Origin of the sequence: Microbacterium sp. USHLN272 (assembly GCF_037149655.1) — a bacterium.
Classification (GTDB): domain Bacteria; phylum Actinomycetota; class Actinomycetes; order Actinomycetales; family Microbacteriaceae; genus Microbacterium; species Microbacterium galbinum.
The window spans coordinates 12869-30300 of record NZ_JBBCRA010000002.1; the positions used below are offsets into that span (position 1 = coordinate 12869).

Below are 17432 nucleotides of genomic sequence, written 5' to 3' on the forward strand. Positions count from 1 at the left end.
GGAAGCGGCCGAAGGCATGTCGCGACGATAGCGCGCCCTCGACGGCATCCGCAAATCCGTCACGTCACCGAGGCGCTGCCCGCTCCCCCGGGGCACGGAAGAACGCCTGCTCGTGAGCGCTGGAGCGTTCGAACGCACGCCGCATGCGCGCGCGGGCCTCGTCATCCGCCGCGGCCGCCGCCCGGGTGACGAACGCGATCGCCCGGGCGGTGGCCTCGGCGAAGGCGGGGTCGGCATACGTCGCGAGCCACGTGGCGTACGGATGCTGCGGGTCTCGGGCGCGCTCCCCGAAGTCCCCCGCGTGCAGACGCTCGCCGAGGTCCGTGTAGAGCCAGAAGCACGGCAGCACGGCGGCGATCAGCTCGGGATAGTCACCCCCGAACGCCACGGATCGCAGGTGGTCGAGGTATGCGGTTGTCGTCGGCGAGGCGTCCGCGGCGAACGTGGCCGCCGCCACCCCCTGCGCCGGTGTCAACCAGGAGGCGTGCAGTTCGAGTTCACCCAGGATCGACCCGCGGGCCGATTCCGCCCAGAACACCTGCTCGTCCGGGGTGGGCGCGAGTCGGGCGGCGTCGGCGAGGACACGCGCATAGTCGCGGAGATACAGCGCGTCCTGCGCGAGGTAGAAGAGGAAGTCCTCCGTGGGGAGGGAACCGTCGGCGAGTCCGCGGACGAACGGGAGGCCGTCGATGCCCGCCCGGATCCCGGCGATGCCCTGCCACCAGTCCTCGGCGACCTCCTCCGGGAGCGGTCGCGTGCCCACACCGCCCCGCGCCCAGAGCCCCGCGAAGTGATGCACCGGGCCGTGACCGCCACCGACGTGCAGGGCACCGCTCTCCCGCAGCGACTCGCGCAGCCAGCTCCGCGCAGCGCGCACCGCCTCGGTGAGGTCGTCTCCGCGGGCGAGTCGTGTCGCGAGGGCGGAGGACAGAGAGCATCCCGTGCCGTGGGTGTTCGCCGTCGCGATGCGACCGCCGCCGAATTCCTCCCGTGAGCCGGATCGCACGTCGATGATCGCGTCCGGAGCCTGATCACCGGGGAGGTGACCGCCCTTCACCAGCACCGCCGTGCCGTACTCGGTCGACACCTCCTCGGCTGCGGCGAGCGCCGCGGGCCATCCCTCGATCTCCCGGCGGGTGAGGACGGCGAGTTCCGCGAGGTTCGGGGTGACGAGATGCGCGCGGTGCAGCAACGAGGCCAGAGCGTCCTCGGCATCCGCGTCGAGCAGACGATCCCCGCTCGTCGACACCATCACGGGGTCGAGCACCACGATCGGCGGGCGCACCCGATCCAGCCACGCGCTCACGACGCGCACGGCCTCGACGTTCGCGAGCATCCCGATCTTGACGGCGTCGATCACGATGTCGTCCGACAGCGCCTCCAGCTGCGCCGAGAGGAACGCGGCGTCGGGCACGTGCACATCGCGCACGCCGCGCGTGTTCTGCACGGTGAGCGCGGCGATCGCCGCCATCCCGTATCCGCCGTTCGCCGCGATCGACTTGAGGTCGGCCTGGATCCCCGCACCGCCGGAGGGATCGCTGCCGGCGATACTCAGCACCCGTGGCACCGCGCCCCGCCGCCACCGCGCGCGGAACTCGGAGGCCGCGGCACGCGGATCCGGCGAGGCGCAGAGCGCGGAGACGACGGCGAGCCCAGCGGCGCTGGCGGACTGCAGATCCTCGGTGTCGTCGATGCCGACGCCACCGATCGCGACGCAGGGAAGGGCGGTGGCCCGGACGAACGCCCGGAACCCCTCGATCCCGAGAGCCGGCGGGTGGTCGGGCTTGGTCGCCGTCGGGCGGATGACTCCCACCCCGAGGTAGTCGACCGTGCCCTCGGGCAATGCGTGGACCGCAGCGAGATGGGCCGCGCTGTTCGCCGTGAGCCCGATCAGCGCGTCGGGTCCCAGCACCGCACGCGCGTGGAGCACCGACTCGTCGCCCTGACCGAGATGCACCCCGTCGACTCGGGCGCCCTGCGCGCGTGCATCGAGAGCCGCCTCCAGCCGGTCGTTCACCACGAGGAGCGCTCGCCCATCGATCACGCGCGACAGCTCGACCAGGCGAGCGACCACGTCGGAGTGCTCGGCATCCTTCTCGCGGAGCTGGACGATACGCACGCCACCGTCGACCGCCTCCCGCACGGTCTCGACGACGCCGCGTGCACCGCACAGGGCGGCGTCCGTCACGAGGTACAGGGAGAGATCCGCGATCACCGCGCTCCCTCCTCGACGTGCGCGCGAGCGATGACCTCTGCCGGCTCGACGGCGGCGAGCGCGTCCAGCAGGGCGACGGCGAAGCTGCCCGGCCCCGACGCCGACGCCGCCGCATCCTCCGCGGCGATCGTGTAGACGAGAGAACCCCCGGCGACGGCATCCAGCGCTCCGGTACCGGTCGCCCTGGCGGTGCCGAGGAACGCCGCCATCACCGCGCCGAGTGCGCATCCTCCTCCGGTCACGCGCGTCAGGAGCGCGTCACCGTTCGACAGCCGGAGAACCCGCTCGCCGTCGGTCAGCAGATCGACGGGGCCCGAGACGGCGACGATGCTGCCATGGCGACGAGCGAGGTGTCGGGCCGCGTCGAGCGCGGCTTCGGTGCCGTCGGTGGCATCGACCCCGCGTCCGCCCGTGCTCATGCCCGCCAGCGCGAGGATCTCCGACGCGTTGCCGCGGATGGCCGTCGGCCGACGCTCGGCGAGCTCGCCCGCCAGGGAGGTGCGCACCGGGAGCACACCGATCGCGACAGGATCGAGCACCCAGGGAGTGCCGGCGAGGGTCGCCGCGTCGACCGCCTCGAGGCTCGCCGCGCGCTGTTCCGGGGTCGGGGTGCCGAGGTTCACGAGCAGCCCGGAGGCCGCACCCGCGAACATCCCCGCCTCGCCCACGATGTCGACCATCGCCGGCGCGGCTCCGACCGCGAGCAGCACGTTGGCGGTGAATCCGGTGACGACCGCGTTGGTGATGCAGTGGGTCAACGGCGCAGCCGTGCGCAGCGCTTCGAGCAGTTCGGCCGCGGACTGCGCGGTCGAGGGGGCGGACGATGGACGCAGAAGATCGCTCATTGCGACATCCCTTCGCTAGTACGAACTAGATCAGGTTCGACGGGTGTGATCTCAGCCGCGGATGCGGCACCCCGTGTCACTCGCCCAGAGTCTAGCGAAGCGACCGTGATCGGCCGCCGAGCTCGGCGAGGAGATCCGCCTCTTCCGCGCGGCTGAGCCCGGCGCGGCGCGGACGATCCACACCGCGCACGAGCTCGTCGGCCACGACCCGTGCGGCCGTCGCGTCGAGCGGGCTCAGCGCGCCTCCCGTCGCGAGGAACCTCTCGTTGCGACGGGTCATGAATCCGGTCATGTCGGCCGGCAACCAGAGCGGCAACGAGCGCACGCCCATCCAGTACTCCACGCTGCGCGCGCGCAACCACTCCTCGCTCGCCTCGCGCACGCCGCCGGTGTGTCCGGCGGCACCGCGCACGATCTCGAGCATGTCGGCGAGCGGGATGCTGTCGCCGACCGCGTTCACCGCGCCGACGGCTCGCGAGGAGGCGACGTACGCGGCGAGGTCGTCGACGTCGACGACCTGCGCGGTCCGGCCGGCCAGGGGCGGCACCAGCACCGGTCGCTCCCCCGCCCGCGCGAACGCCGCCGCCCAGTACCCGAAGCGGTCGCTCGGGTCGCCCTCGCCCACGATCAGACCGGGTCGCACGATCAGCGCCCGATCGCCCAGTGCGGCGACGGCATCCTCCGCCGCCGCCTTCTGCGCACCGTAGTCGGCATCCTCCGCGCGGGAGGACGGATGCCGCGGCGCGCTCTCGTCGGCGCCCACCGTCTCGTCGTCGGCGCCCACCGTCTCGTCGTCGGCGTACACCGAGACGGACGACACGAAGGTCCAGCGGGCGGCGCGGTCTCCGAGCTCGTCGACGGCCCGGGCGACCTGGAGCGCCGAGGACGAGACGTCGACCACGAGGTCCCATTCGCCGTCGAGCGCCGCGTACGGATCGGCGCCGGTCCGGTCCCCGACCACGAGCGTCGCCCCCGGCGGCACCGGGCGGGTCCCCCGCGCGAGGCAGGTCACGGCGGCGCCCTCGTCGAGGAGGCGGCGGGCGATCCGGCTCGACAGCCATCCGGTGCCGCCGAGGATCAGAGCCTTCGTCATGACACCAGCACACCAGGATCGGCGCGCCGACGGAAGCGCATCCGCTCAGAGCAGAGTGTCGGATGCGCCTGACACGATGGGGCCATGCTCACGACCCTCGCCGTTTCCGGCTACCGCTCGCTCGTCGACGTCGTCGTGCCGCTCGATCCGCTCACCGTGATCACGGGGGCGAACGGCACGGGCAAGTCGAACCTCTACCGCGCGTTGCGCCTGCTCGCAGCGACCGGCCACGGCCGCGCGGTCGCCGCCGTCGCACGGGAGGGAGGCCTCGACAGCGTGCTGTGGGCGGGCCCCGAGACGCCGCAGGGTGAGGGAGCCCAGGGCACACGGCGTACCCGACCGATCTCGGTGCGCCTCGGCATCGCCGCCGACGAGGTCGGGTACCTCATCGACCTGGGCCTGCCGCAGACCGACGCGCGCAGCCTCTTCACGCGCGACCCGGAGATCAAACGCGAACAGTTGTTCAGCGGCCCGTTCGCGCGGCCGGGAACGCTGTTCGTCGATCGTCAGCGCGGCGGGGTGCGGGTGCGGGGCGACGACGGTTGGGAGTCGGTGGATCAGCCGATGGGACCGGGGCAGAGCGTGCTGCTCGACCTCGTCGACGGCACCGCGCGGTGGGAGACGGCATCCTTGCGCTCCCGGATCGCCAGCTGGCGCTTCTACGACCACTTCCGCACCGACGCGTCCGCCCCCGCGCGACAGCCGCAGGTCGGAACCCGCACGCGCTGGCTGAGCGACGACGGCTCCGACCTCGCCGCCGTGTGGGCGACGACGACGGAAGCCGGACGCGGCGCTCCGCTCGACGAGGCCGTCGACCGCGCCTTCCCGGGATCACGCGTGCAGATCTCCGTCACCGACGGCTCGTTCCGGTTGCAGCTGCGGCAACCCGGGTTGCTGCGTCCGCTCGACGCCGCCGAACTCTCCGACGGCACGCTCAGGTACCTGCTGTGGTGCGCGGCACTGCTGCCCGCCGACCCGCCGCCGCTCCTCGTCGTCAACGAGCCCGAGTCGAGCCTGCACGAGAGCCTCATCGACCCTCTCGGCTCGTTGCTCGCTCATGCGGCGTCCCAGACGCAGGTGATCGTCGTCACCCACTCGGCACCCCTCCGCCGCGCACTCGCCGAGGCGGGCGGGTCGGTCGTCGAGCTCGAGTCGAACGGCTACGGAACCCGTGTGCGCGATCAGCTGCCGCTCGAGCGTCCGAGCTGGCACTGGCCGTCGCGCTAGCGGTAACGCTGCGCGACGGCCAGTGCCTGCGAGGGGATCGTGTGGGGCTCAGTCGCGGAGAGCCGCCCCGAAGCGCCCGGCGGCGACGGCGACGCCCGCGAGCTTGGCTTCGCTGGCCTCGGCCGCCGTGAGAGTGCGATCGTCGGCGCGGAAACGCAGCGCGAAACTCAGGCTCTTCGAACCCGAAGGAACGCCCTCGCCGCGGTAGTCGTCGACCAGGCGCACCGATTCGAGGAGCGCACCCGCGCCCTCGGCGAGTGCTGCCTCGACATCCGCGGCCGGCACCTCGATCGGCACAGCGAGCGAGACATCCTGCGTCGCGGCGGGGAACGTCGAGAGCGATGCGGCGACGATGCGCTCGCCCGCGAGGGCGAGCACGAGATCGAGATCGACCTCGAGCACGGTCGCTCGCCCAGGGAGATCCGCATCCGCGGTGACAGCGGGGTGGAGTTCGCCGACGTAGCCGACGACCCGATCCGCGACGCGCAGGTCGCCCGTGCGCCCCGGGTGGAGGGCGGCTCGCGTGCTCTGCACGACGTCGATCTCGACGCCTGCGGCCGTCGCGATCACGCGCACGGCGTCGAGAGCATCCGAGAGCCCGGCCGCCTCGGCCGGACGTCCCGGCTGGCGCGGGGTCGCGTTCCCGGTCAGGAGAGCGGCGAGGAAGCGGTTCTGCGGCGGGATCGATGCGTTCAGCTCGGCGAGGGTCTCCTCCGAGGGGCGCTCCCCGAGTGGCGGAACCTCATCCGTGCCGTAGGTCGTCCCGGCTTCGGGCAGGAACACCGCGCCCGTGTCGAAGATCGCGAGGTCGGTGAGACCGCGTGAGATGTTGCGGTGCGCCGTCTGGAGCAACCCCGGCACCAGCGAGCGTCGCAGGAACGGCGCCTGGCCGTCGAGCGGGTTCGCCAGCCGGATGCTGGGCAGGTGCTCCCCCGTCGCCGATCCGTGGAGGTCGTTCTGCGCCTCGGTCGTGAACGGGAAGGCGGGGGTCTCGACGAAGCCCGCGGACGCCAGGGCGTTCGCCACCCGGCGGCGGCCCTGCTGGTGCGCGGTGAGTCCGCGGCCCGACGGCGGCGTGGGAAGCACCGAGGGGATGCGGTCGAGGCCGTGGATACGGGCGACCTCTTCGGCGAGCGTCCACTTGTCGGTCAGATCGGGACGCCAGGTCGGAGGGATGACGGTCCACCCGTCTTCGGCAGCGGTCACCTCCGCACCGATCGTGGTGAGGGCGCCGGTGATCTCGGCCTCGGTGTAGTCGACGCCGATCAGGCCCTCGACGAAGCCTGCGGGCAGGTCGATCTCGCCGACGAAGACCTCGGCGAAGAGCGCGCCCCCCTCGTCGGTGAGCGTGCCGCCGGCCAGCTCGACCATGAGGTCGGCCGCACGACGGGCCGCCACGAACGGGATGAGCGGGTCGACGCCGCGCTCGAAGCGCTTGGACGCCTCGCTGGGCAGCTTGTGCCGGCGTGCGGTGCGCGCGATCGTGGTGGGATCGAACGACGCGGCCTCGATGAGGACGTCGGTCGTCGTGTCGCTCATCTCGGTCGTGCCGCCGCCCATGACGCCGGCGAGGCCGATGGGTCCGGATTCGTCGGTGATGAGCAGATCCTCGACGTGGAGCGTGCGCTCCTGGCCGTCGAGAGTCGTCATCTTCTCGCCCGCCCGAGCACGGCGCACCGTGATGCCGCCCGTGAGCTTGTCGAGGTCGTAGCCGTGCAGCGGCTGGCCGAGTTCGAGCATGACGTAGTTCGTGATGTCGATCAGCACGCCGAGCGAGCGCATGCCCGCGAGCGAGAGCCGCGCGATCATCCAGGGAGGTGTCGGGCGGGACGGGTCGACCCCGCGGACGACCCGGGTCACGAACTCGCTCGCGCCCACACGTCCGCGCACGGGCGCCTGATCGTCGACGATCGCGACATGGCCGGTGCCTGGCTGCAGCTCGGCGAAGTCCCGCTCGGCCGGGTCGCGGAACTCCGCTCCCGTCGCGTGCGAGTACTCACGGGCCACGCCGCGCAGGGAGAAGGCGTACCCGCGGTCGGGCGTGACGTTGATCTCGACCGCGACGTCGTCGAGCCCGAGGAGGGCGATCGCGTCGGTACCGACCGGGGCGTCGATCCCCAGGTCGGACAGCACGAGGATGCCGTTGTGCTCGTCACCGAGCCCGAGCTCCCGCGCCGAGGCGATCATGCCGTCCGACACGTGCCCGTAGGTCTTGCGGGCCGCGATCGGGAACGGGCCGGGCAGCACCGCGCCCGGGAGCGTCACGATGACCTTGTCTCCGGCGACGAAGTTGTGGGCGCCGCAGACGATGCCGCGCACGCCGCCGTTCGCCTCGCCGACGTCGACCTGGCACCAGTTGATGGTCTTGCCGTTGGACTGCGGTTCGCCTTCGAGCGAGACCACCTGTCCGACGACGACGGGACCCGTGATGTCGAAGCGGTGCACGTCCTCCTCTTCGAAGCCGACCGTCACCAGTGCCGCGAGGACGTCCTCGGGGGACGCATCCGCTGCCACATCGACGTACTCACGCAACCACGAAAGCGGGACGCGCATCACACCACCATCCCGTACTGCTCGCTGAATCGGACATCGCCCTCGGCCATGTCACGCATATCCTGCACATCGCTGCGGAACATGAGTCCCCGCTCGATGCCCATGCCGAACGCGAAGCCGCTGTACACCTCGGGATCGATCCCGGCCGCACGCAGCACGTTCGGGTTGACCATGCCGCAGCCGCCCCACTCGATCCACCGTGCGCCGCCCTTGAAAGTGGGGTGCCACAGATCGAGCTCGGCGGAGGGCTCGGTGAAGGGGAAGTAGTTGGTGCGGAAGCGCATCTTGGCCTCGGGACCGAACAGCTGCTTCGCGAAGTGGTCGAGCGTGCCCTTGAGGTGCGCCATCGTGATGCCCTTGTCGATCACGAGACCCTCGAACTGGGTGAACACCGGCAGGTGCGTCGCATCGAACTCGTCGGTTCGGTAGACGCGCCCGGGGCAGAGCACGTAGATCGGCACCTCGCGGTCGAGCATCGAGCGCACCTGGACGGGACTCGTGTGCGTGCGCATGACGAGGTGTCGCGAGGCGGGGTCGACGTAGAACGTGTCCTGCTCCTGGCGGGCGGGGTGGTCGACGTCGAAGTTGAGCGCGTCGAAGTTGAACCACTCGTGCTCGAGCTCGGGACCCTCCGCGATCTCCCATCCCATGCCCACGAAGATGTCGCAGACCTGGTCCTGGAGCAGGGAGAGCGGATGCCGCGCACCGACGCGCGTGCGCGACGGCACCGCCGTGATGTCGATGCGTTCGGCTTCGAGGCGCGCCGCGACCTCGGCGGCAGCGAGCTCGGCCTCCTTGGCGGCGAGCGCCTGCGTGACCTGACCGCGCCCCTGGCCGACGAGCTTGCCGAAGGCGGCCTTGTTCTCGGGGGCGACCTGACGCATCGAGGCGTTCAGGACGGCGAGGGGCGAACCGTCGGCCACGTGGGCGGCACGGGCCGCCTTGAGCTCGGCGGTGTCGGTCGCTGCGTTGATCGCTGCCAGGGCGGCGGCTACGGCTGCTTCGACCGCTTCCGGGGTGATTTCTGGAGTCTCGGACACGAGAAACGAGTCTACCGGCGCGGGGTGGCGGGATCGGACGATCCCGCCACCGTCATGCTCCGGGGGTCGCGCTTCGCCCGCTGTCGGTCCCGCGCTGCAGCGTGATCAGCTCGGTGTTCGTCTCACCGGCGTGCTGACGCGGGTCCGGAGCCGCATCTCCCGCCTTGGGCGAACGCTTGGTACGACGCTGGAGGCGGTATGCGATGTAGGAGAGCACCAGGCAGACGGCGACGTACATGGAGCCGCCGACGATCGCCGCCGGGATGAGCGGGGAGCCGTAGGGCGCCTGGTTGCCGATCTGGTTGATGACGTACAGCAGCTCCTGGTACGTGATGATGAACCCGAGAGCCGTGTCCTTCAGCGCGACGACGAGCTGCGCGATGATCACGGGCATCATCGCTCGCACGGCCTGCGGCAGGAGGATGAACCACATCACTCCGCTCTTGCGGAGTCCGATCGCGTACCCGGCCTCCGCCTGCCCGCGCGGCAGCGACTCGACACCGGCGCGCAGCACCTCGGCGAGCACCGAGCCGTTGTAGACGATGAGCGCGATCACGACCGCGAAGTAGGGCGACATCTTGATGCCGACGACGGGGAGGCCGTAGTACAGCAGCATCATGAGGACGAGCACGGGGACGGCGCGCAGCACCTCGATGATCCACCGGACCGGTTCCCGGACCCAGGCGTGCTCGGAGAGACGCCCGATGCCCAGGACGAAGCCGAGGACGAGCGAGCCGACGCCGGCCGCGGCGAAGGCGGCGAGCGTGCTGAGAAGCCCCTCGCCGAAGCGGACCCAGACCGCGGAGTAGGAGAAGATGTTCCACTTCTCCGCCGAGAACTGCCCGGTGGCGAAGAGCCGCCACACGACCCAGCCGAGCACGGCGAGCACCACGAGCACGGTCGCGACTCCGATGAGTCTGTTGCGCGCGATGGCGCGGGGACCGGGGACGTCGAAAAGAACGGAACTCATCGCGAGATCCTCCACTTGTTCTCGAGCACTCGCTGGACCCAGGCGAGCAGCAGCACCAGCACGACGAAGATGACCATGACCCACAGCAGCACGACCAGGGCGCTCTCGCCGCGCTCGCTGAGTGCGGCGCGGATCGTGCCCAGGTTGACGACGGAGAAGCCCGCCGCGACCGTCGTGTTCTTCATGAGGGCGATGAGCACGCTCATCATCGGGGGGACGACGGATCGGGTCGCCTGCGGCAGGACGACGTAGCGCATGACCTGGCCGAAGTTGAGGCCGATCGCCCGGGCGGCCTCAGCCTGCCCGACGGGCACCGTGTTGATACCGGCGCGCAGCGCCTCCGCGACGTAGGTGGCCGTGTAGAGACCGAGGGCGATGACCGCGAGCAGGAGGGAATTGACGCGTTCGCCGAGAAGGATCGGCAGGCAGAACGCGAAGAAGAACATGACCAGGGTCAACGGGGTGTTGCGGATCCAGTTCACGTACACGCCGCCGACCGCGCGTGCGATGGGGACCGGGGACACTCTGGCCGCGCCGACGATCAGTCCGAGGACGATCGCGATGAGACCTCCACCCAGGAACAGCGCGATCGTTCCCCACAGCGCTTCCCCCCAGAGATCGAGGTGGTCGGTGATGACTCCCACTGGTGCTCCTGTCGATTCGAATTGGCGCGACGCTCTGCCGAGGGGCGGGGCGGCCGAGGATATCGGCCGCCCCGCTCGGATCAGCTGATCGGGTCGACCTCGGGCTGGGTCGCCTTGACTCCGGAGGCTCCGAGGTTGTTCTCGAAGATCTGCTCCCAGACGTCGCCGCCGTCGGTCAGCTGCGTGTTGAAGTACTCGACGAGTGCGGTGTCATCCTTCGCCACACCGATGCCGTAGCGCTCCTCGCTGAAGGGCTCGCCGACGACCTTGAGGTTGTCGGGGTCCTGAGCCGCGTAGCCGATGAGGATCGCCTCGTCGGTCGTGACGGCGTCCACCTGGCCGTTCTTGAGGTCCTCGACGCACTTGGAGTAGGTGTCGTACTCCTTGGTGGGAACCTCGGGGTAGTTGGTGTTGATGTTCTGGATGGGCGTGGAGCCCGTGGCCGAGCACACCGTGGTCGAGGAGTCGAGGTCGTCGACGCTCTCGATGTCGCTGTCGGCCCCGACGAGGAGGCCCTGGCCCGTCACGAAGTACGGACCGGCGAAGGAGATCTGCTCCTTGCGCTTGTCGGTGATCGAGTAGGTGCCGACGTAGTAGTCGATGTCACCGTTCACGATCGCCTGCTCGCGGTTCGCCGAGGCGATCGCCTGGAACTCGATCTTCTCGGGGTCGACCCCGAGGGATGCGGCCATCCAGCGTGCGATGTCGACGTCGAAACCGGTGCGCTCGCCCGTCACGGGGTCGAGGTAGCCGAGCCCGGGCTGGTCCTCCTTGACGCCGACCTTGATCGTCCCGCTGGACGAGATCCGGTCGAACGTCGGGCTGCCGTCGAGGCTGACATCGGTCGCCACCGTCCAGGGCGTGCTGCTCGAGGCGTCGCCGCCGTCGTCGCCGCCGCCGGTGCCCGTGCTCGACGGGGTTCCGCTGTTGCAGGCGGTGAGCGCGAGCAGCGCCACCGCCGCGATTCCGATACCTGCCAGTGTCCGTGTGCGTCGCATGTGCGTCTCCTTCGTGTGCTGTGGGTGCAGGGTCTGGGGTGATCAGTGCGTGAGGAGCTTCGAGAGGAAGTCCTTGGCGCGATCGCTCTTCGGATGGGTGAAGAACTCCTCGGGCGTGGCCTCTTCGACGATCCGACCGTCGGCCATGAAGACCACGCGGTCGGCCGCCTTACGGGCGAAGCCCATCTCGTGGGTGACGACGATCATCGTCATGCCCTCGTGCGCGAGCTCGACCATGACGTCGAGCACCTCGTTGATCATCTCGGGGTCGAGCGCGCTGGTCGGCTCGTCGAACAGCATGACCTTCGGATGCATCGCCAGCGCTCGCGCGATCGCGACGCGCTGCTGCTGCCCGCCCGAGAGCTGGGCCGGAAGCTTGGACGCCTGCTTGGCGACGCCGACGCGCTCGAGCAGCTCCATCGCCTCGCGCTCGGCGTCGGCCTTCTTGAGGCCGCGCACCTTGATCGGGCCGAGGGTGACGTTCTCGAGGATCGTCAGGTGGGCGAACAGGTTGAACGACTGGAAGACCATGCCGACGTCGGCACGGAGTTCGGCGAGGCCGCGTCCCTCGGCGGGCAGCGCCTTGCCGTCGATGCTGATGGTCCCGCTGGTGATCGTCTCGAGACGGTTGATGGTGCGGCACAGGGTCGACTTGCCCGAGCCGGACGGGCCGATCACGACGACGACCTCGCCGGCGTTCACGGTGAGGTCGATATCGGTCAGAGCCTGGAATTCGCCGTAGTGCTTCTGCACGTTGTCGACCACGACAAGGGCTTTACCGGTGGTCATCTTTTCTCCAAACTCGCCAGGTCGTCGGCAGTGCTCGATCGGGGGTCGGCCCCGGTGGGTTCAGTCCTCGCGCCACCCGTCCCCACGGGCATCCGCGTTCATCGTCGAACGGTGCGCGACCGACCTCACGATCGCAGAGCCCCCGGGCGCTGTCAGACTTCTTGAGGATTTCTTGAGGGTCGTAACAAGGGCGTTACGCAGCGGTCCCCGAGGGGCGCGGCGCCGTCATCCGCGCTGATCGCGATAGAAGTCCACCGCTCCGGGATGGAGGTCCACGGGCACGGTGAAGATCGCCTGACGGCGGCTCAGGAGCGCCGCCGCGGGCACGTCCTCCGCCATGCGCGAGCGCGCGTCGAAGAGCACCGTGAGCACGTCCTTCACGACCGCATCCGGGGTCGCGGACGCGACGATCAGGTAGTTCGGAACGGCCATCGTCGGCACCGATTGCGCGATCCCGTAGGCGCCCGCGGGGAAGTCCGACGAACGGTACGCGTCGGAGTACCGTGCGTTGACGGCGTTGACCCAGTCCTGTTCGATCGGCAGCAACCGCAGGGGCAGCGAACCCGAGAGGTTCTCGATGCCGGGCGTCGGCAGCCCCCCGACCCAGAAGAACCCGTCGATCTCGCCGCTCTCGAGCGCGGCGATCGACTCGCGCAGATCTAGCTGCGGATTGCTCACCGACCCGGCATCCACCCGGGCGGCATCGAGGATGCGCGTGGCGATGACGTTGACGCCCGATCCGACGGCGCCCAGCGACACCGTCCGCCCGGTGAGATCGGTGATGTCGTCGATCTCGGAGTCCGCCCGCACGACGACGTGCACGTACTCGTCGTACAGGCGCGCCGCCGCCTGGATCGGGAGAGGCTCGTCGAACGCGCCGCGTCCGGCCACGGCATCCGCAGCCGCATCGCCCTGGGCGAAGCCGAGCAGCGCCTCGCCGGACGCGACCCTGCGCAGGTTGTCGACGGAGCCGTCCGTCTCCGTCACCTCGGCCGATACGCCGAGCGCGGTCGAGAGTTCCTCGGCGAAGTGCCCGCCGTAGTCGAAGTAGACCCCCGTCGTGCCTCCGCCGGCGATGACGGCCGTGCCCTCCGCCCACTCGCCCGCGCGCGGGCTGCACCCGCTCGCGCCGAGGACGACGACGGCGGCGCAGACTGCGGCAACGGCACGGCGCGCGAGCCGGAGCATCCGATCCCTGGTCACTCGAACCCCCCGTTCGTGAGCACGAGCGACACCAGGAGACCCCCGCCGTCCGGCGACGACACGACCAGTTCGCCACCGATGGATGCGAGCAGATCGGTGGCGATCGCCAGCCCGAGTCCCGTACCCGGGGTGTCGTCGCTGTCGGCGCTGCGCCAGAATCTGTCGGTGGCGTACTCCACCTGATCCCCGGCGAGCCCCGGCCCGCGATCCCGCACGGTCAACCGACAGCGCTCGCCGTCGCGTTCCACCCCCAGCTCGATCACCGAATCGGCCGGCGAGAACTTCACGGCGTTGTCGATGACCGCATCGAGTGCGCTCTCGACGATCGTGCGATCGGTGACGCACATGACGATCCCCTCCCCCGTGCGTCGGAAGCCGATGCCGCGGGGCCCCGCCACCTCGCGCCAGGCATCGCTGCGACGCTCGACGAGCGTGGTGAGGTCGACCGCGGAGAACATCGAATCGGCGCGACCGCTGCGGGCGAGGTTCAACATGGTCTCGAGGATCCGAGTCATCCGGCGCCCTTCCTCGCGCGTCTCCTCGATGTCGTCCTTCCAGTCGTCATCGAGTCCCGTCGCCAGGTGCTCGACGCGCAGCAGCAGGGCGTTGAGAGGATTGCGCAGTTCATGCGAGGCGTTCAATGCGAACTCCTGCTGGCGGGCGAGGCTGCGCTCAATCTCCTCGGCCATGCCGTTGAAGACCCTCGTCATACGCCTCAGTTCGGGCGGCCCTGTGTCCTCCGCGACGCGCGCATCCATCTCACCGTGCTCGATCGCCACCATCGCATCGTCGAGCCGCCGCACGGGCGAGAGCACCCACCGGGCGAGTTGGAACACCAGGAGAACGCCCAGCGAGATCGAGACGAGGGCGACCCCGATCAGGATCAGCAGCTGCTGCAGGATCGCCGTGCGCGGAGCCTCCACCTCGGCCGAGATCATCACCGCGCCGATCACATCGCCGTCGTCGAACACCGGCTCGACCATCGTGGCGTCCGAGATGATCCAGGGGAAGAAGGCCTCCGGGGCCTCCGCGCGGCGGCCGGAGAGCGCGAGTCGCACCTGCTCGGCCTCCTCCTCGGAGAGCACCCCCGGCTCCGACTCGCTCGCCGCCCAGACGGATCCGGTGAGGTCGTACACCGCGATCTCGATCCCGTAGACCTGCTCGAACCTGCGCGCCTCGCCTTCGAACACCCCGGCAGCATCCGAGCGGAGCGCCTGCCGGGCCGTCGTGGCGAAGTAGCCGAGGTCACCGATCTGTTCGGTGTAGACCGCCTGCTGGATGCTGCGCGCGGCGCTCCATCCGGTCGCGCCGCCGAGGGAGAGGAGGATCGCGACCAGGGGCACCAGGAACACGATCACGAGCCGCTTGCGCACCGGCTACGACCCCACGAGCCGATAGCCGACGCCACGCACCGTCTCGATCACCCGGTGCGAGCCCGTCTTCTTACGGATGGCTCCGACGTGCACCTCGAGCGAGTGACCGAAGCCGCGCCAATCGGTGTTCCACACCTCGCGGATGAGTCGATCCTTCGGAACGGCGACTCCGGGATAGCGCGCGAGCACCGCGACGATGTCGAACTCCTTGGGCGTGAGGTCGACCGCCTGGTCGTCGACCCGGAGCTGCCGTGCCACGAGATCGATCGCGACAGCGCCGCCGTGGATCGTGACCACGCCGTCGGACTCGGGACGCACCGCTCGCGAGCGTCGTGTCACCGCCTCGATCCGAGCGAGGAGCTCGTGCACGTCGTACGGCTTCACCACGAAGTCGTCGGCGCCGGCACGCAGCCCCTTGATGCGCTCGGTCACCTGGCTGCGCGCCGTCACGACGACGATCGGCACGTCGGAGCGGCCACGGATACGGCGGCACAGATCGATGCCGTCGACGTCGGGCAGACCGAGATCGAGGAGGACGACCTCGGTGTCCGCCCCCAGGAGATCCATCGCCGCGGCGCCGTCGGACGCCCTCACGGTCGCATACCCCGAACGGGCGAGGAAGGCGTCGAGCGCCGCGGCGACGCGATCGTCGTCTTCCACGATCAGTATCCGCATGCGCTCCCCTCCTCTCTCCGTCGGCGGTGACGGACGGGCAGGAGCAAAAGTATCAGCCGACCGTCGCGGCGCGCTGCGCGAACGCGCTCTCGTACAGGCACACGCTCGCCGCGGTCGCCAGGTTCAGCGACTCCGCCTTGCCGAAGATCGGGAGGCGCAGAACGCGATCGGCCAGCGCCAGAGCGTCGTCCTCCAGGCCTCGCGCCTCGTTTCCGAACAGCCACCCGGTCGGCTCGGCGAGCACGCCCTCGGCGCGCGCGGAGAGCAGGTCGTCACCCTTCACATCCGCGGCGAGGATGCGCAGACCGGCTTCGTGCGCGCGGGTGATGACGTCTTCGAGTTCCCCGCCGACCGAGACCGGGAGGTGGAACAGCGATCCCGTCGTGGCGCGCACGACTTTGGGGTTGTACGGATCGACCGTGCGTCCGGTGAGGACGACGGCATCCGCTCCCGCCGCATCCGCCGCGCGGATGATCGTCCCGAGGTTGCCGGGATCGCGCACCTCTTGGCAGATCGCGACCAGGCGAGGGGATGCCGCGAAGACGTCGCGCACGGACGTCGGCGTCTGCCGGACGACGGCCACGAGCCCCTGCGGGGTGACCGTATCGGCCATCGCGTTCAGGACGTACTCGGTGACGTGCTCGACATCGATGCCGGCATCTGCGGCCTGAGCCCGGATGTCGGGATGCCTCTCCCACCCGGTCGGGGTCGCGAAGAGCTCGACGATCGCCTCGGGACGGTAGGTCAGAGCCTCTCGGACGGCCTGCGGCCCTTCGAGGAGGAAAAGCCCGGTCTCGGTTCGTGCGCTTCGCTTCGTCAGCTTGGCGACGGCTCGGACTCGGGGGGAGCGGGGGTTCTCCAGCACGATCACAGTCTAGGGAACACCTTCCCCGCGCCGAGCCATTGACGCAGGCGCAGTTCCAGGTCCGATCGATAGGGTGCGGGCGTGACAACCGACAGCCCATCGTCCCCGCGGGCGAGGCGACGCCGACGGATCGGTTGCGCCGCAGCGGCTGCGGTAGTCATCGGCGCAGGCCTCTTCGTCCACGGTCTCGCCGAGGGGCCGGCCGGGGACATCGCCGGGGACGCCCTCTACGCCGTGCTGATCTACGCGCTCATCGCCTGCGCACTCCCCCGTGCGCGCTCCGGCGCGATCGCGGTGTCGGCCGCCCTCGTGTGCGCTGCCGTCGAGTTCGCCCAACTCACCGGCATCCCGCACGCCCTGGGCCAGGCGTTCCCACCCGTGCACCTGGTGCTGGGTTCGGGATTCGATCCCCGGGATCTGGTCGTCTACGTCTGCGCCGTCGCGGTGGCCGCTGCGCTCGACGCCGGCGTGCGCTCCAGGTGGACAGCGCGTCCGGAGAAAGCAGAAGGCGCCCTCCCGGAGGAGAGCGCCTTCTGAAGAGATCGCTGCTTACGCAGCCGACTTCGGAGCGTTGACGTCGGAAGGCAGAGCCTTCTTGGCCGTCTCGACGAGAGTCGTGAACGTCGCTGCGTCGTTGACCGCGAGGTCGGCGAGCATACGACGGTCGACCGTCACACCCGCGAGGCCGAGGCCCTGGATGAAGCGGTTGTACGTGATGCCGTTCTGGCGTGCCGCAGCGTTGATGCGCTGGATCCAGAGGCGACGGAAGTCACCCTTGCGCTTGCGACGGTCCCGGTACGAGTAGACCAGGGAGTGGATGACCTGCTCCTTGGCCTTCCGGTAGAGGCGCGAACGCTGGCCGCGGTAACCGGAGGCGCGCTCGAGGATGACCCGGCGCTTCTTGTGAGCGTTTACCGCCCGCTTGACTCTTGCCATTTTCCT

At 70.1% G+C, this 17432-nt stretch carries 16 protein-coding genes and 1 riboswitch; of the genes, 2 read left to right on the top strand and 14 right to left on the bottom strand.

The features are described 5' to 3' along the window. Positions 1-64: 64 nt before the first annotated feature. The 3 genes from WFJ97_RS13370 to WFJ97_RS13380 form a co-directional block, all read right to left on the bottom strand. Positions 65-2215 carry a bifunctional hydroxymethylpyrimidine kinase/phosphomethylpyrimidine kinase gene (locus WFJ97_RS13370; protein ID WP_336641890.1) on the bottom strand — a complete coding sequence of 717 codons (2151 nt, stop codon included), beginning with the start codon at positions 2213-2215 and terminating at the stop codon, positions 65-67. After that, positions 2212-3060, bottom strand: coding sequence for a hydroxyethylthiazole kinase (gene thiM / locus WFJ97_RS13375; RefSeq protein WP_336641891.1), 849 nt, complete (start codon positions 3058-3060; stop codon positions 2212-2214). The genes WFJ97_RS13370 and thiM overlap by 4 nt, the downstream gene beginning before the upstream one ends. After that, positions 3051-3144: riboswitch (TPP riboswitch) on the bottom strand. It overlaps the preceding gene by 10 nt. Before the next feature lie 7 nt (positions 3145-3151). Further along, positions 3152-4153: an NAD-dependent epimerase/dehydratase family protein gene (locus WFJ97_RS13380; protein WP_336641892.1), complete on the bottom strand. Its 1002-nt coding sequence runs from the start codon at positions 4151-4153 to the stop codon at positions 3152-3154. Positions 4154-4237: 84 nt separating this feature from the next. Here WFJ97_RS13380 and WFJ97_RS13385 point away from each other — a divergent pair, with 84 nt between their 5' ends. Beyond that, positions 4238-5380, top strand: a complete 1143-nt coding sequence (locus WFJ97_RS13385) for an AAA family ATPase (protein WP_247634402.1) — start codon at positions 4238-4240, stop codon at positions 5378-5380. A gap of 48 nt (positions 5381-5428) precedes the next feature. Here WFJ97_RS13385 and pheT read toward each other — a convergent pair whose 3' ends face one another. From pheT to WFJ97_RS13435, 10 genes are all read right to left on the bottom strand, one after another. Further along, positions 5429-7933, bottom strand: a complete 2505-nt coding sequence (gene pheT, locus WFJ97_RS13390) for a phenylalanine--tRNA ligase subunit beta (protein WP_336641893.1) — start codon at positions 7931-7933, stop codon at positions 5429-5431. Beyond that, a complete protein-coding gene (gene pheS, locus WFJ97_RS13395; RefSeq protein ID WP_247625350.1) occupies positions 7933-8973 on the bottom strand; it encodes a phenylalanine--tRNA ligase subunit alpha in 1041 nt (346 codons plus the stop codon). The genes pheT and pheS overlap by 1 nt, the downstream gene beginning before the upstream one ends. A gap of 52 nt (positions 8974-9025) precedes the next feature. Continuing rightward, on the bottom strand, positions 9026-9943 hold the full coding sequence (locus WFJ97_RS13400) for an amino acid ABC transporter permease (RefSeq protein WP_336641894.1): 918 nt from the start codon (positions 9941-9943) through the stop codon (positions 9026-9028). Next, complete coding sequence (locus WFJ97_RS13405) at positions 9940-10587, bottom strand: amino acid ABC transporter permease (protein ID WP_247625348.1); 648 nt, start codon at positions 10585-10587, stop codon at positions 9940-9942. The genes WFJ97_RS13400 and WFJ97_RS13405 overlap by 4 nt, the downstream gene beginning before the upstream one ends. 80 nt (positions 10588-10667) lie before the next feature. Continuing rightward, entirely contained in the window at positions 10668-11585 is a 918-nt protein-coding gene (locus tag WFJ97_RS13410; protein ID WP_247625347.1) for a glutamate ABC transporter substrate-binding protein, read from the bottom strand. Between the two features lie 42 nt (positions 11586-11627). Next, on the bottom strand, positions 11628-12374 hold the full coding sequence (locus WFJ97_RS13415) for an amino acid ABC transporter ATP-binding protein (RefSeq protein WP_247625346.1): 747 nt from the start codon (positions 12372-12374) through the stop codon (positions 11628-11630). Between the two features lie 225 nt (positions 12375-12599). Beyond that, positions 12600-13562 carry a TAXI family TRAP transporter solute-binding subunit gene (locus tag WFJ97_RS13420; RefSeq protein ID WP_336641895.1) on the bottom strand — a complete coding sequence of 321 codons (963 nt, stop codon included), beginning with the start codon at positions 13560-13562 and terminating at the stop codon, positions 12600-12602. Positions 13563-13573: 11 nt separating this feature from the next. Then, positions 13574-14950 (bottom strand): sensor histidine kinase, encoded by a 1377-nt coding sequence (locus tag WFJ97_RS13425; protein WP_247634398.1) that lies wholly within the window; start codon positions 14948-14950, stop codon positions 13574-13576. 3 nt (positions 14951-14953) lie between these two features. Continuing rightward, positions 14954-15625 carry a response regulator transcription factor gene (locus tag WFJ97_RS13430; protein ID WP_247625343.1) on the bottom strand — a complete coding sequence of 224 codons (672 nt, stop codon included), beginning with the start codon at positions 15623-15625 and terminating at the stop codon, positions 14954-14956. A gap of 52 nt (positions 15626-15677) precedes the next feature. Next, complete coding sequence (locus WFJ97_RS13435) at positions 15678-16490, bottom strand: TrmH family RNA methyltransferase (RefSeq protein WP_247625342.1); 813 nt, start codon at positions 16488-16490, stop codon at positions 15678-15680. 81 nt (positions 16491-16571) lie between these two features. Here WFJ97_RS13435 and WFJ97_RS13440 point away from each other — a divergent pair, with 81 nt between their 5' ends. Next, complete coding sequence (locus WFJ97_RS13440) at positions 16572-17027, top strand: ribosomal maturation YjgA family protein (RefSeq protein WP_336641896.1); 456 nt, start codon at positions 16572-16574, stop codon at positions 17025-17027. A gap of 12 nt (positions 17028-17039) precedes the next feature. Here the strand turns inward: WFJ97_RS13440 and rplT are convergent, their stop codons facing one another. After that, positions 17040-17426, bottom strand: a complete 387-nt coding sequence (gene rplT / locus WFJ97_RS13445; RefSeq protein ID WP_045252681.1) for a 50S ribosomal protein L20 — start codon at positions 17424-17426, stop codon at positions 17040-17042. Positions 17427-17432 lie beyond the last annotated feature (6 nt).

What these genes read in the sequence shown, in the direction of transcription:
- thiM (WP_336641891.1), bottom strand. Translation starts at nt 3,060, where the DNA reads ATGAGCGATCTTCTGCGTCCATCGTCCGCCCCCTCGACCGCGCAGTCC.
- WFJ97_RS13380 (WP_336641892.1), bottom strand. Translation starts at nt 4,153, where the DNA reads ATGACGAAGGCTCTGATCCTCGGCGGCACCGGATGGCTGTCGAGCCGG.
- WFJ97_RS13385 (WP_247634402.1), top strand. Translation starts at nt 4,238, where the DNA reads ATGCTCACGACCCTCGCCGTTTCCGGCTACCGCTCGCTCGTCGACGTC.
- pheT (WP_336641893.1), bottom strand. Translation starts at nt 7,933, where the DNA reads ATGCGCGTCCCGCTTTCGTGGTTGCGTGAGTACGTCGATGTGGCAGCG.
- WFJ97_RS13400 (WP_336641894.1), bottom strand. Translation starts at nt 9,943, where the DNA reads ATGAGTTCCGTTCTTTTCGACGTCCCCGGTCCCCGCGCCATCGCGCGC.
- WFJ97_RS13410 (WP_247625347.1), bottom strand. Translation starts at nt 11,585, where the DNA reads ATGCGACGCACACGGACACTGGCAGGTATCGGAATCGCGGCGGTGGCG.
- WFJ97_RS13415 (WP_247625346.1), bottom strand. Translation starts at nt 12,374, where the DNA reads ATGACCACCGGTAAAGCCCTTGTCGTGGTCGACAACGTGCAGAAGCAC.
- WFJ97_RS13420 (WP_336641895.1), bottom strand. Translation starts at nt 13,562, where the DNA reads ATGCTCCGGCTCGCGCGCCGTGCCGTTGCCGCAGTCTGCGCCGCCGTC.
- WFJ97_RS13430 (WP_247625343.1), bottom strand. Translation starts at nt 15,625, where the DNA reads ATGCGGATACTGATCGTGGAAGACGACGATCGCGTCGCCGCGGCGCTC.
- rplT (WP_045252681.1), bottom strand. Translation starts at nt 17,426, where the DNA reads ATGGCAAGAGTCAAGCGGGCGGTAAACGCTCACAAGAAGCGCCGGGTC.